This window comes from Pseudomonas sp. AN3A02 (genome assembly GCF_011765255.1).
Classification (GTDB): domain Bacteria; phylum Pseudomonadota; class Gammaproteobacteria; order Pseudomonadales; family Pseudomonadaceae; genus Aquipseudomonas.
In genome coordinates this window covers 1,499,240-1,512,087 of the sequence record NZ_JAARNI010000001.1, presented here as the reverse complement: position 1 = coordinate 1,512,087, position 12,848 = coordinate 1,499,240, and the positions used below count along the sequence as shown (strand labels likewise).

The 12,848-nt window shown below is 60.9% G+C and carries 12 protein-coding genes; 11 read left to right on the top strand and 1 reads right to left on the bottom strand.

The window, feature by feature from the left end:
- The first annotated feature begins 186 nt into the window (after window positions 1–186).
- The 3 genes from hydA (at window position 187) to preA (ending at window position 4,431) form a co-directional block, all read left to right on the top strand.
- Window positions 187–1,626 carry a dihydropyrimidinase gene (hydA, locus tag HBJ59_RS06895; protein WP_167663079.1) on the top strand — a complete coding sequence of 480 codons (1,440 nt, stop codon included), beginning with the start codon at window positions 187–189 and terminating at the stop codon, window positions 1,624–1,626.
- A 163-nt stretch (window positions 1,627–1,789) separates the two neighbouring features.
- Entirely contained in the window at window positions 1,790–3,157 is a 1,368-nt protein-coding gene (locus HBJ59_RS06890; RefSeq protein ID WP_167663078.1) for an NAD(P)-dependent oxidoreductase, read from the top strand.
- A complete protein-coding gene (gene preA, locus HBJ59_RS06885) occupies window positions 3,157–4,431 on the top strand; it encodes an NAD-dependent dihydropyrimidine dehydrogenase subunit PreA (RefSeq protein WP_167663077.1) in 1,275 nt (424 codons plus the stop codon). The genes HBJ59_RS06890 and preA overlap by 1 nt, the downstream gene beginning before the upstream one ends.
- Before the next feature lie 38 nt (window positions 4,432–4,469).
- Here preA and HBJ59_RS06880 read toward each other — a convergent pair whose 3' ends face one another.
- A complete protein-coding gene (locus tag HBJ59_RS06880; protein ID WP_003207828.1) occupies window positions 4,470–5,090 on the bottom strand; it encodes a TetR/AcrR family transcriptional regulator in 621 nt (206 codons plus the stop codon).
- A 229-nt stretch (window positions 5,091–5,319) separates the two neighbouring features.
- Here HBJ59_RS06880 and copC point away from each other — a divergent pair, with 229 nt between their 5' ends.
- From copC to HBJ59_RS06840, 8 genes are all read left to right on the top strand, one after another.
- The gene (gene copC / locus HBJ59_RS06875) at window positions 5,320–5,685 is read left to right on the top strand and encodes a copper homeostasis periplasmic binding protein CopC (protein WP_076014252.1); all 366 of its coding nucleotides are present in this window, start codon (window positions 5,320–5,322) and stop codon (window positions 5,683–5,685) included.
- Between the two features lie 3 nt (window positions 5,686–5,688).
- On the top strand, window positions 5,689–6,546 hold the full coding sequence (copD, locus tag HBJ59_RS06870) for a copper homeostasis membrane protein CopD (RefSeq protein ID WP_076014253.1): 858 nt from the start codon (window positions 5,689–5,691) through the stop codon (window positions 6,544–6,546).
- A 148-nt stretch (window positions 6,547–6,694) separates the two neighbouring features.
- Window positions 6,695–7,963, top strand: coding sequence for an OprD family porin (locus HBJ59_RS06865; RefSeq protein WP_076014254.1), 1,269 nt, complete (start codon window positions 6,695–6,697; stop codon window positions 7,961–7,963).
- A gap of 232 nt (window positions 7,964–8,195) precedes the next feature.
- Entirely contained in the window at window positions 8,196–9,017 is an 822-nt protein-coding gene (locus tag HBJ59_RS06860) for an NAD(P)-dependent oxidoreductase (protein WP_167663076.1), read from the top strand.
- Window positions 9,018–9,047: 30 nt separating this feature from the next.
- Entirely contained in the window at window positions 9,048–9,923 is an 876-nt protein-coding gene (locus HBJ59_RS06855) for an SMP-30/gluconolactonase/LRE family protein (protein WP_167663075.1), read from the top strand.
- 51 nt (window positions 9,924–9,974) lie between these two features.
- Window positions 9,975–10,946 carry a TRAP transporter substrate-binding protein gene (locus tag HBJ59_RS06850; protein WP_076014257.1) on the top strand — a complete coding sequence of 324 codons (972 nt, stop codon included), beginning with the start codon at window positions 9,975–9,977 and terminating at the stop codon, window positions 10,944–10,946.
- Between the two features lie 67 nt (window positions 10,947–11,013).
- Entirely contained in the window at window positions 11,014–11,541 is a 528-nt protein-coding gene (locus HBJ59_RS06845; protein ID WP_076014345.1) for a TRAP transporter small permease, read from the top strand.
- On the top strand, window positions 11,542–12,822 hold the full coding sequence (locus tag HBJ59_RS06840; RefSeq protein WP_010166793.1) for a TRAP transporter large permease: 1,281 nt from the start codon (window positions 11,542–11,544) through the stop codon (window positions 12,820–12,822).
- Window positions 12,823–12,848 lie beyond the last annotated feature (26 nt).

Below are 12,848 nucleotides of genomic sequence, written 5' to 3'. Positions count from 1 at the left end.
TTTTTTATCTTTTAAAATCAATCAGTTAATACGAATATAAGCTTATGAAAAATATCCTTGCTCATTCGAAAAACTCGGGCTAGTTTCTATTCCTGTCACCGCTGACAGGAATTAATTCTCCAGCGGCGCGATGTATTACAACACTTAGAACTGGCACAAGCCGGTCAAGCCTGTGAGGAACTCGACATGTCGCTGTTGATCCGTGGCGCTACCGTTATTACCCATGATGAAAGTTATCGAGCCGATGTTTTATGCGCAGACGGTCTAATTCGCGCCATTGGCACTGATCTGGATATTCCCGCTGGCACCGAGATACTCGATGGCAGCGGTCAATACCTGATGCCCGGCGGCATCGATCCCCATACCCATATGCAATTGCCCTTCATGGGCACCGTGGCCAGTGAAGACTTTTTCAGTGGCACGGCTGCCGGGTTAGCGGGCGGCACCACGTCGATCATCGACTTCGTGATTCCCAACCCGCAGCAATCCCTGTTGGAAGCCTTCCACCAGTGGCGCGGCTGGGCCGAGAAGTCGGCTTCCGACTACGGTTTTCACGTCGCCATTACCTGGTGGAGCGAGCAGGTCCGCGAGGAAATGGCCGAGCTGGTCAGCCATCACGGCATCAACAGCTTCAAGCATTTCATGGCGTACAAAAACGCAATCATGGCCGCTGACGACACCCTGGTAGCGAGCTTCGAACGCTGCCTGGAACTGGGCGCGGTGCCGACGGTGCATGCCGAAAACGGCGAACTGGTGTACCACTTGCAACGCAAGCTGATGGCCCAGGGCATTACCGGGCCTGAGGCGCACCCGCTGTCGCGGCCTTCGCAGGTGGAAGGCGAAGCGGCCAGTCGGGCGATCCGGATTGCCGAAACCATCGGTACGCCGCTGTACCTGGTGCACGTGTCCACCCAGGAAGCGCTGGATGAAATCACCTACGCCCGCAGCAAGGGCCAGCCGGTATACGGCGAAGTGTTGGCGGGGCATCTGCTGCTGGACGACAGCGTGTATCAACACCCCGACTGGCAGACCGCCGCCGGCTACGTGATGAGCCCGCCCTTCCGCCCACGCGGGCATCAGGAGGCACTGTGGCATGGCCTGCAATCCGGCAACCTGCACACCACCGCCACCGACCATTGCTGCTTCTGCGCCGAGCAAAAGGCCGCCGGGCGGGATGACTTCAGCAAGATTCCCAATGGCACCGCCGGTATTGAAGACCGCATGGCGCTGTTGTGGGATGAAGGCGTGAACACCGGACGTTTGTCGATGCAGGAGTTCGTTGCGCTGACCTCTACCAACACCGCGAAGATCTTCAACCTGTACCCGCGCAAAGGTGCGATCCGCGTGGGGGCCGATGCTGATCTGGTGCTGTGGGACCCGCAAGGCACACGGACCATTTCCGCGAAGACTCACCACCAGAAAGTCGACTTCAACATCTTCGAAGACAAGACCGTACGCGGCGTGCCGAGCCACACCATCAGCCAGGGCAAGCTGGTCTGGGCAGATGGGGATTTGCGCGCCGAGCGAGGTGCGGGGCGGTACATCGAACGGCCGGCGTATCCGTCGGTGTTTGAGCAGTTGAGCAAGCGGGCGGAGCGTTCCAGGCCGGTTGCTGTGAAACGCTGAGGCCGCCATTCGCGAGCAAGCCCGCTCCCACATTCGCCCCCATTCCAACAGGATAAATGCAGTCGAATGTGGGAGCGGGCTTGCTCGCGAAGAGGCCGGTACAGGCAACAAAAAAACCACTGCCCACCAGAGGCAGCACCTCAAAAACCGTGAGGCCAATACCGTGATCCAGACCCTGAACCATCTTCCCCACCCCCATGAAGATGCGGCGGCCCTCGCCGCGCATTTCACCGACCTGGCGCCGCCGCTCAATGCTCGGCAAGCCCAACTGGAAGCGTCGCGCTGCCTCTACTGCTACGACGCGCCGTGCGTTAACGCGTGCCCCAGCGAGATCGATATCCCGTCGTTCATCCGCAATATCCACACCGAAAACGTCCAGGGCGCCGCGCAGAAGATCCTTTCGGCGAATATCCTCGGCGGCAGTTGCGCCCGGGTCTGCCCGACAGAAATCCTCTGCCAGCAAGCCTGCGTGCGCAACAACGCCGAGGAATGCGCCCCGGTGCTGATCGGCCTGTTGCAGCGGTACGCGGTGGACAACGCACACTTCAGCGAACACCCGTTCCAGCGCGCCGCGCCCACCGGCAAGCGCATCGCGGTGGTCGGCGCCGGGCCTGCAGGGTTGTCCTGCGCCCATCGCAGCGCCTTGCACGGCCATGACGTGGTGATTTTCGAAGCCCGGGAAAAAGCCGGCGGCCTGAATGAATACGGGATCGCCAAGTACAAACTGGTGGATGACTTCGCGCAAAAGGAACTGGATTTCCTTCTGCAAATTGGCGGCATCGAAATCCGTCACGGCCAGCGTCTCGGCGACAACCTGACCTTGAGCGAGCTGCACCACCAGTTCGATGCGGTGTTCCTCGGCCTCGGCCTGGCCGCCAGCAAACAACTCGGCCTGCCTCACGAGGACGCCCCCGGCCTGCTCGCCGCCACCGACTACATCCGTGAACTGCGCCAGGCCGATGACCTCAGCCAACTGCCCCTGGCCGACCGCTGCATTGTCCTCGGCGCCGGCAACACGGCCATCGACATGGCCGTGCAAATGGCCCGCCTCGGTGCCCGTGACGTCAACCTGGTGTACCGCCGTGGCCTGACTGAAATGGGCGCCACCGGCCACGAGCAAGATATCGCCAAGGCCAACCAGGTACGCCTGTTGACGTGGGCTCAACCGGAGGAAGTGTTGCTCGATGATCAGGGCCATGTTCGCGGCATGCGTTTCGCCCGCACCCGCATGGTCGATGGCCGCCTGCAGGCCACCGGTGAAACCTTCGAACTGGCCGCTGACGCGATCTTCAAGGCCATCGGCCAAGGTTTCGACGACGCGGCGCTGCACGACCCGCTGGCCCACCAGTTGCAACGCCAGGGCGATCGCATCTTCGTCAACGAACAGCTGCGCACCAGCATCCCGGGTGTGTATGCCGGCGGTGATTGCGTCAGCCTCGGCCAGGACCTCACCGTCCAGGCCGTGCAACACGGCAAGCTGGCCGCTGAAGCCATGCACGCTCAACTAATGCTGAAAGTGGAGGCTGCGTAATGGCCGATCTCTCGATTGTATTCGCCGGCATCAAAGCCCCCAATCCGTTCTGGCTGGCCTCCGCGCCGCCCACCGACAAGGCCTACAACGTGGTCCGCGCCTTTGAAGCAGGCTGGGGCGGCGTGGTCTGGAAAACCCTCGGCGAAGACCCGGCCGCGGTCAACGTCTCATCGCGCTACTCGGCACACTTTGGCGCCAACCGTGAAGTGCTCGGCATCAACAATATCGAGCTGATTACCGACCGCTCCCTGGAGATCAACCTGCGGGAAATCACCCAGGTGAAAAAGGACTGGCCGGACCGCGCACTGATTGTGTCGCTGATGGTGCCCTGTGTTGAAGAGTCGTGGAAACACATCCTGCCGCTGGTGGAAGCCACCGGCTGCGACGGCATCGAGCTGAACTTCGGCTGCCCCCACGGCATGCCGGAACGCGGCATGGGCGCGGCGGTGGGCCAGGTGCCGGAGTACGTGGAACAGGTGACGCGCTGGTGCAAGTCCTATTGCTCGCTGCCGGTGATCGTCAAGCTCACGCCGAACATCACCGACATTCGCGTGGCGGCGCGGGCGGCCTATCGCGGCGGCGCAGATGCGGTGTCGCTGATCAACACCATCAACTCCATCACCAGTGTCGACCTGGAGCGCATGGTCGCCCTGCCGATGGTGGGCACCCAAAGCACTCACGGTGGCTACTGCGGTTCGGCGGTGAAGCCGATTGCGTTGAACATGGTGGCGGAGATTGCCCGGGATCCACAGACACAGGGCTTGCCGATCTGCGGCATTGGCGGGATTGGCAACTGGCGCGATGCAGCGGAATTCGTTGCGCTGGGCTGCGGCGCGGTGCAGGTGTGCACGGCGGCAATGCTGCATGGGTTTCGGATTGTCGAAGAGATGAAGGACGGGCTGTCGCGGTGGATGGACAGCCAGGGTTACAGCAGCCTGCAGGAATTTTCCGGGCGAGCGGTGGGCAATACGACGGATTGGAAGTACCTGGATATCAATTACCAGGTGATCGCCAAGATTGACCAGGAGGCGTGTATTGGCTGTGGGCGTTGCCATATTGCTTGCGAGGACACCTCACACCAGGCGATTGCCAGCTTGAGGCAGGCGGATGGGACGCATAAGTACGAGGTGATCGATGATGAATGCGTGGGATGCAACCTGTGCCAGATCACCTGCCCGGTAGCGGACTGTATCGAGATGGTGCCGGTGGAGACCGGGAAGCCGTTTTTGAACTGGACACAGGATCCGAGGAATCCCTACCGGGAAGCCGTGTAGCCCTGGATGATCGTTCCCACGCTCCGCGTGGGAACGATCTACGGCTCCAACCCAATCCCCCGCAAGATCACACTCGTCACCGTCTGTACTGCCCGTTCAAACTGCATATCCGACAACGGCTGATGATCATTCAGGATCTTCACCTGATGATCAAAGTCGGCATAGTGCTGGGTCGACGCCCAGATCATATACAGCAGGCTCGACGGTTCCACCGGCAAGATCCGCTTGTCTTCCACCCACTGACGAATCTTCGCTTCCTTCATCTTGGCCCAGTCGTACAGGCTCACGTCCAGCGCCTCACCCAGGGTCGGTGCGCCGTGGATGATTTCGTTGGCCCAGACTTTGGAACCATAGGGCCGGCTGCGGGAATGTTGCATCTTGGCGCGGATGTAGCTGCTGAGCACCACCCGCGGGTCGTCGAACATCTCGAAGCACAAGGCGTCCTGCTTCCACACTTCCAGCAGGTCGAACAACACCGCGCTGTACAGCTCGCTCTTGGTGCTGAAGTAGTAATGCAGGTTGGAGCGCGGCAGTTGCACTTCTTCGGCGATGTCGGCCATGGCGGTGCTGCCATAGCCCTTCTCGGCGAAGACCTTTTCAGCCGCCAGCAGAATTTTTTCGACGTTGACCCGACGAATACCGATCTTGTGATTGCCCATAAGGGCTCCCTGACAACAACATGGCTTCAAGACTACCATCCGCTCTAGACCGCGGCGACACGCCACTGTGAAACTTCGTACAAGCACCTTCCCCGTGGATAGCGGATTGGTTAGCATCGCCATCCCCTCGAAGGATCATCTTCACGACGATTCGACTGCGAGACGCGTGCGACGGCCCGGTGCTTGCGGCTCTGCCGAACAACTGACTCTCACCTGAAGGTATTGAACAATGTTGATCAAGAAAACCCTCACCACCGTCGCCCTGCTCGCCTCCCTGCTGGGCGCCTCCGCCGCCTTTGCCCACGCCCACCTGAAAAGCTCGGAGCCTGCCGCCGACAGCAGCGTCGCCGCGCCCAAGGACTTGCGCCTGACGTTCTCCGAAGGCGTTGAAGCGACCTTCACCAAGGTGTCCCTGAGCAAGGACGGCACCGAAGTCGCGATCAAGGGCCTGGAAACCCCGGACGCCGACAAAAAGGTTCTGGTGGTGACTCCGGCCGCTCCATTGGCCGCCGGTAACTACAAAGTGGTGTGGAACGCGGTCTCGGTGGATACCCACAAGAGCAACGGTGAATACAGCTTCAAGGTCGGCCAATAATTCATGGCCACCCTGCTGGTGCTGTGCCGCTTCCTGCATTTCATCGTGGTGTTGTTGATGTTCGGGGCCTGTGTGTTGAGGCCCTGGTTGCTGGGAGCAGGGCCGCAACCGGTGCTGGACCGACACCTGTCGCGCATCACCCAAGGCTTGGCGTGGCTGGCATTGGTGTCGGGGGTGGCGTGGTTGCTGTTGATCAGCGCGAGCATGGCCGGGGTCGGGCTGGGCGCGCTGGAGCTGTCGACGGTGCACTTGGTGCTGGGTAAAACCTTCTTCGGCCAGGTCTGGACCTGGCACCTGGTGCTGAACGTACTGCTGGTGCTCGGCTTAATGACGCCGTGGAAGGCGTTGCGCCTGCCGCTCTGTGCGCTACTGCTGGCGACGCTGGCACCGGTGGGCCATGGCGCCATGCTCAATGGCCTGGCCGGGCAACTGCTGATCCTCAATCAGGTGGTGCACCTGGTGTGTGTCGGTGCCTGGCTGGGCGGATTGCTGATGCTGGTGTTGATCCTCAGGCAATCGCCCCGCTATCCATTGGAACCGATCCTCAAGCGCTTCAGTGGCATCGGTTATGGCCTGGTGACGGGGCTGCTGGTGACCGGCCTGATTAACGTGCGAGTGCTCACCGGGCAGTTCTGGCCCACGCCATTGTTCAGCGGGTTCGCCCTGATCCTGCTGATCAAGGTGTTGCTGGTATTCGGCATGCTCGCCCTGGCACTGTTGAACCGCCTGCGGATTCACAACTGTGAGCAGCGGTTACCTGCGTTGAAGGCCAGCGTGATGATTGAATGGTTACTAGGTATTTCAGCGGTGGCCGCCGTTTCCCTGCTTGGTACCTTGCCGCCCATGGTTGCAGCAGGATAATCCCTCCTCCAGTGGCTCCCTTCACACGGGGAGTCATCGTATAACTTTCGATTGACAAGCCCCTAAAACCTCGCAAATATCGCCTCCAATGTTGTACGACAACGTATAACAAAAAATAAAAACAACAAAAAGACAACGGAGCGTCACTGTGAGCCAACACGTCCGCCATTTCTCCTGCACCGCCCGTTTTGCCGCCATCGGCTTGAGCAGCCTGGCCTTCGCCCTCCCCGTCACCGCCTCGGCAGAGGGCTTCATCGACGACGCCAAAGCCACGCTTAACCTGCGCAATGCTTACTTCAATCGCAACTTCACCAACCCCGCTTATCCCCAGGGCAAGGCCGAGGAGTGGACGCAAAACTTCATCCTTGATGCCCGGTCCGGCTTCACCCAAGGCACCGTCGGTTTCGGCCTGGACGTGCTGGGGCTGTATTCGCAAAAGCTCGACGGTGGCAAAGGCACCTCCGGCACCCAATTGCTGCCGACCCGCAGCGATGGCCGCCCCGCCGACAATTTCGGGCGTCTGGGCGTGGCGCTGAAAACCAAACTGTCGAACACCGAATTGAAAGTCGGCGAATGGATGCCGGTGCTGCCGATCCTGCGCTCGGATGACGGCCGCTCCCTGCCGCAGACCTTCCGTGGTGGCCAGGTCACCTCCAGCGAAATCGCCGGCCTGACCTTGTATGGCGGCCAGTTCCGCGGCAACAGCCCGCGCAACGACGCGAGCATGGATGACATGTTTCTCAACGGCAAAGCCGCATTCACCTCGGACCGCTTCAACTTCGGCGGCGGCGAATACACCTTCAACGACAAGCGCACCCAAGTGGGCGTGTGGTACGCCGAACTCAGCGACATCTACCAGCAGCAGTATTTCAACCTGACCCACAGCCAGCCCGTGGGCGACTGGACCCTGGGCGCCAATCTCGGGTTCTTCACCGGCAAGGAAGACGGCAAGGCCCTTGCGGGCGACCTCGACAACAAAACCGCGTTCGCCCTGCTCTCGGCCAAATACAAAGGCAACAGCTTCTATATCGGCCTGCAGAAACTCACCGGTGACAGCGCCTGGATGCGGGTCAACGGCACCAGCGGCGGCACCCTGGCCAACGACAGCTACAACGCCAGCTACGACAACGCCAAGGAAAAATCCTGGCAGGTGCGGCACGACTTCAACTTCGTGGTGCTGGGCATTCCCGGCCTGACCATGATGAACCGCTATATCAGCGGCGATAACGTGCACACCGGGGCGATCACCAACGGCAAGGAATGGGGGCGCGAGTCGGAACTGGCCTACACGGTACAAAGCGGTCCACTGCGGGACCTGAATGTGCGCTGGCGCAACGCAACAATGCGCCGGGATTTCAGTACCAACGAGTTTGATGAAAACCGGATATTCATCAGTTACCCGATTTCGTTGTTGTAGCTTCCAGAGCTGAACCGGGGTCCAACAGGCACAACAAAACCAGTGTGGGAGCGGGCTTGCTCGCGAAGGGGGAGTGTCAGTCAATGCACCTGTATCTGAGGCCACCGCTTTCGCGAGCAAGCCCGCTCCCACATTTGACCGGCGTCGTCAGCAAGGCCGTTGACAAGTGTAGGAAACCCTAACGATACTTCGGATTAGTCATACGACAACCTACAACAATAACGGGACCACCATGACCACCACAACAGCCCCTACCCCGTTCAACCGCTTGCTGCTCACTGGCGCCGCTGGTGGCCTGGGCAAAGTCTTGCGTGAACGCCTGCGCCCTTACGCCAAGGTACTGCGCCTGTCGGATATCGCCGACATGGCCCCGGCCGCTGACGACGGCGAAGAAGTGCTGCCTTGCGATCTTTCCGACAAACAGGCCGTGCACCAACTGGTGGAAGGCGTCGATGCGATCCTGCATTTCGGCGGCGTATCGGTGGAGCGCTCGTTCGAGGAAGTGCTGGGCGCAAACATCTGCGGGGTCTTCCACATCTACGAAGCCGCCCGCCGCCATGGGGTCAAGCGCGTCATCTTCGCCAGCTCCAACCACGTCATCGGCTTCTACAAGCAGGACGAAGCCCTCGACGCCCACTCCCCGCGCCGTCCGGACAGTTACTACGGCCTGTCCAAATCCTACGGCGAGGACATGGCCAGTTTCTACTTCGATCGCTATGGCATCGAAACCGTCAGCATCCGCATCGGCTCCTCGTTCCCGGAACCGCAGAACCGCCGGATGATGCACACCTGGTTGAGCTTCGACGACCTGACCCAACTGCTCGAGCGTGCGCTGTACACACCGAATGTCGGCCACACCGTGGTCTACGGCATGTCGGATAACCTCGACGTCTGGTGGGACAACCGCTTCGCCGCCCACCTGGGTTTCACCCCGCGAGACACCTCCGAAGTGTTCCGCAAACAGGTGGAAGCCCAGCCGCTGCCTGCCATCGACGACCCGGCGCGGGTGTACCAGGGCGGCGCGTTTTGTGCCGCCGGCCCATTCGGTGACTGACCACAGACCAACCCAAGGGAATGAGTGGCCATGCAAGCAGAATTGATTGTCGACGCCCGCAACGCAGTGGGTGAATGCCCGGTGTGGGTGCCTGAGGAAAATGCCCTGTACTGGGTGGATATTCCCAACGGCGGCCTGCAACGCTGGAGTGCCGCCAGCGGCCATGTCCATGCCTGGAAAGCCCCGCAGATGCTCGCCTGCATGGCGCGCACCCGCGCGGGCAATTGGGTCGCGGGCATGGAAACCGGCTTTTTCCAGCTGACGCCCCGCAACGATGGCAGCCTCGACACCACGCCGTTGGCCAGCGTCGAGCACGCCCGCCCGGACATGCGCCTGAACGATGGCCGCTGTGATCGCCAGGGCCGGTTCTGGGCCAGCAGCATGGTGCTGAATATGGGCGCGAATGCCGCCGACGGGGCACTGTACCGCTACGAAACAGGTCAGCCCGTTCACGCCGCACTCAACGGTTTCATCACCCCCAACGGCCTGGCTTTCAGCCCCGACGGGCGCACGATGTACCTCTCGGACTCACACCCGCTGATCCAGCAGGTCTGGGCCTTCGACTACGACATCGACAGCGGCACGCCGTCCAACCGCCGGCTGTTTGTCGACATGCACCAGTTCCTCGGCCGCCCCGATGGAGCGGCCGTCGATGCTGAAGGTTGCTACTGGATCTGCGCCAACGACGCCGGGCTGATCCACCGCTTTACCCCCGACGGTCGCCTCGACCGTTCACTGGCCATACCGGTAAAAAAGCCCACCATGTGCGCCTTCGGTGGCAGCCGCCTGGACACCTTGTTCGTCACCTCGATCCGCGACGACCACAGCCCGCACTCCCTCGCCGGCGGCGTCTTTGCCCTGAACCCTGGCGTACAGGGAATGCCCGAACCGCAGTTCATCCTCTAGCTGCATCGCTGTGCCTTGAACAAAACAATAACAAGACTGGAGAGACACCCCATGGACTTCAAACGCACCTTGCTCGCCGCTGCACTCCCGTTCGTGTTCACCCTCAGCAACACCGCCCACGCACTGGAAATCAAGTTCGCCGACATCCACCCCGCCGGCTATCCCACCGTCGTCGCCGAAGAACAACTGGGTAAAACCCTGGTCGCCGAAAGCAACGGCGGCCTGACCTTCAAGATGTTCCCCGGCGGCGTGCTGGGCTCGGAAAAGGAAGTGGTCGAACAAGCTCAGGTCGGCGCGATCCAAATGGCCCGGGTCAGCCTCGGCATCGTCGGGCCGGTGGTGCCGGACGTGAACGTGTTCAACATGCCGTTCGTGTTCCGCGACCAGGTGCATATGCGCAAGGTCATAGACGGCGAAATCGGCGATGAAATCCTCGCCAAAATCACCGACTCCGAATTCAACCTGGTGGCCCTGGCCTGGATGGACGGCGGCACGCGCAACATCTACACCAAGAAACCGGTGCGCAAGATCGAAGACCTCAAGGGCATGAAGATTCGCGTGCAGGGCAACCCGATCTTCATCGAAACCATCAACGCCATGGGCGGCAACGGCATTGCCATGGACACCGGCGAGATCTTCAGCGCCCTGCAGACCGGGGTGATCGACGGCGCGGAGAACAACCCGCCCACCCTGCTGGAACACAACCACTACCAGAACGCCAAGTTCTACAGCCTGACCGGCCACCTGATCCTGCCCGAGCCCATCGTGATGTCGAAAATCACCTGGAACAAGCTCACCCCCGAGCAACAGGTGCTGGTAAAAAACACCGCCAAGGCCGCGCAGATCCAGGAGCGCGAGCTGTGGGACGCCAAGTCCGCCAGCAGTGAAGCCAAACTCAAGGCCGCCGGTGTGGAGTTCATCGACATCGACAAGAAACCGTTCTATGAGGCCACCGCTTCGATCCGCGACAAGTACGGCGCCCCATACGCCGACCTGATCAAGCGCATCGAAGCCGTTGAGTAAACCACCCGCCTCTCATAGAAAAGGCCCGGCGCGGTCGATATCGATGCGCCCGGTCACGGTGAACGCCATGAAGAATTTACTGCTGCGCATCAACGACCGCATTTACATGAGCTGCATCTGGGTCGCCGGCCTCGCCGTTCTCGGCGTCGCGCTGATCATCCCCTGGGGCATCTTCGCCCGCTACATTCTAGGCACCGGTTCCAGCTGGCCGGAGCCCACCGCCATCCTGTTGATGCTGGTGTTCACCTTTGTCGGCGCCGCCGCCAGTTACCGCGCCGGGGCGCATATGTCGGTGGCCATGGTCACCGACCGCCTGCCACCTGACCAGCGCCAAATCGTCGGTATCATTTCGCAATTGCTGATGGGCACCATCTGCCTGTTCATGACGATCTGGGGCAGCAAATTGTGCCTGTCCACCTGGAACCAGTTCATGAGCGCCATGCCGACCTTGCGGGTGGGCATCACCTACATGCCGATCCCGATTGGCGGCTTGCTGACGCTGATTTTTGTGCTGGAAAAACTCCTGCTGGGTGACCAGAGCAACCGTCGGGTCGTGCGCTTCGACCTGGTTGAAGAAAGTGAAGGGGCTGCCTGAATGGACGCATTGATTCTGTTGGGCAGCTTTATCGCCTTGATCCTGATTGGCATGCCGGTGGCTTACGCCCTGGGGCTTTCTGCGCTGATCGGCGCGTGGTGGATCGACATTCCGTTCCAGGCCCTGATGATTCAGGTGGCTGGCGGGGTGAACAAGTTTTCGTTGATGGCGATTCCGTTCTTTGTACTGGCCGGGGCGATCATGGCCGAGGGCGGCATGTCCCGCCGGCTGGTGGCGTTTGCCGGGGTGCTGGTGGGTTTTGTCCGCGGCGGCTTGTCCCTGGTGAACATCATGGCCTCGACGTTTTTTGGGGCGATCTCCGGCTCGTCGGTGGCTGATACGGCCTCCGTCGGTTCGGTGCTGATTCCGGAAATGGAACGCCAGGGATATCCCCGTGAATTCGCCACCGCCGTCACCGTGAGCGGCTCGGTGCAGGCCTTGCTGACGCCTCCCAGCCACAACTCGGTGCTCTACTCCCTGGCGGCCGGCGGTACCGTATCCATCGCCTCGCTGTTCATGGCCGGCGTGGTCCCGGGCCTGCTGATGAGCGCGTGCCTGATGGTGCTGTGCCTGATCTTCGCGAAAAAGCGCAACTACCCCAAAGGCGAAGTGATTCCCCTGAAACAGGCACTGAAAATCTGCGCCGACGCCTTGTGGGGCCTGATGGCCATGGTGATCATCCTTGGCGGGATTCTGTCGGGCATCTTCACCGCCACCGAGTCGGCGGCGATTGCGGTGTTGTGGGCGTTCTTCGTGACCATGTTCATCTACCGCGACTACAAATGGAGCGAGTTGCCCAAGCTGATGCATCGCACGGTGCGCACCATTTCCATCGTGATGATCCTGATCGCGTTCGCCGCCAGCTTCGGCTACATCATGACCCTGATGCAGATCCCGGCGAAGATCACCACGATGTTCCTGACCCTGTCGGACAACCGCTACGTGATCCTGATGTGCATCAACGCCATGTTGCTGTTGCTGGGCACGGTGATGGACATGGCGCCGCTGATTTTGATCCTCACGCCGATCCTGTTGCCGGTCGTGCTGGGCATCGGCGTCGACCCGGTGCACTTCGGCATGATCATGCTGGTGAACCTCGGGATCGGCCTGATCACCCCGCCCGTGGGCGCAGTGCTGTTTGTGGGGGCGGCGGTGGGCAAGGTCAGTATCGAGAAGACCGTCAAGGCATTGCTGCCGTTTTATGGCGTACTGTTTCTGGTGCTGATGGCTGTGACCTACATTCCGGCGTTGTCGTTGTGGCTGCCCGGGCTGGTGTTATAAATGGCTATGAACTGATCGTTCCCACG

Excerpts from the sequence above, each read along its gene's own strand:
- hydA (WP_167663079.1), top strand. The coding sequence starts at position 187 with ATGTCGCTGTTGATCCGTGGCGCTACCGTTATTACCCATGATGAAAGT.
- preA (WP_167663077.1), top strand. The coding sequence starts at position 3,157 with ATGGCCGATCTCTCGATTGTATTCGCCGGCATCAAAGCCCCCAATCCG.
- HBJ59_RS06880 (WP_003207828.1), bottom strand. The coding sequence starts at position 5,090 with ATGGGCAATCACAAGATCGGTATTCGTCGGGTCAACGTCGAAAAAATT.
- copC (WP_076014252.1), top strand. The coding sequence starts at position 5,320 with ATGTTGATCAAGAAAACCCTCACCACCGTCGCCCTGCTCGCCTCCCTG.
- copD (WP_076014253.1), top strand. The coding sequence starts at position 5,689 with ATGGCCACCCTGCTGGTGCTGTGCCGCTTCCTGCATTTCATCGTGGTG.
- HBJ59_RS06860 (WP_167663076.1), top strand. The coding sequence starts at position 8,196 with ATGACCACCACAACAGCCCCTACCCCGTTCAACCGCTTGCTGCTCACT.
- HBJ59_RS06855 (WP_167663075.1), top strand. The coding sequence starts at position 9,048 with ATGCAAGCAGAATTGATTGTCGACGCCCGCAACGCAGTGGGTGAATGC.
- HBJ59_RS06850 (WP_076014257.1), top strand. The coding sequence starts at position 9,975 with ATGGACTTCAAACGCACCTTGCTCGCCGCTGCACTCCCGTTCGTGTTC.
- HBJ59_RS06845 (WP_076014345.1), top strand. The coding sequence starts at position 11,014 with ATGAAGAATTTACTGCTGCGCATCAACGACCGCATTTACATGAGCTGC.
- HBJ59_RS06840 (WP_010166793.1), top strand. The coding sequence starts at position 11,542 with ATGGACGCATTGATTCTGTTGGGCAGCTTTATCGCCTTGATCCTGATT.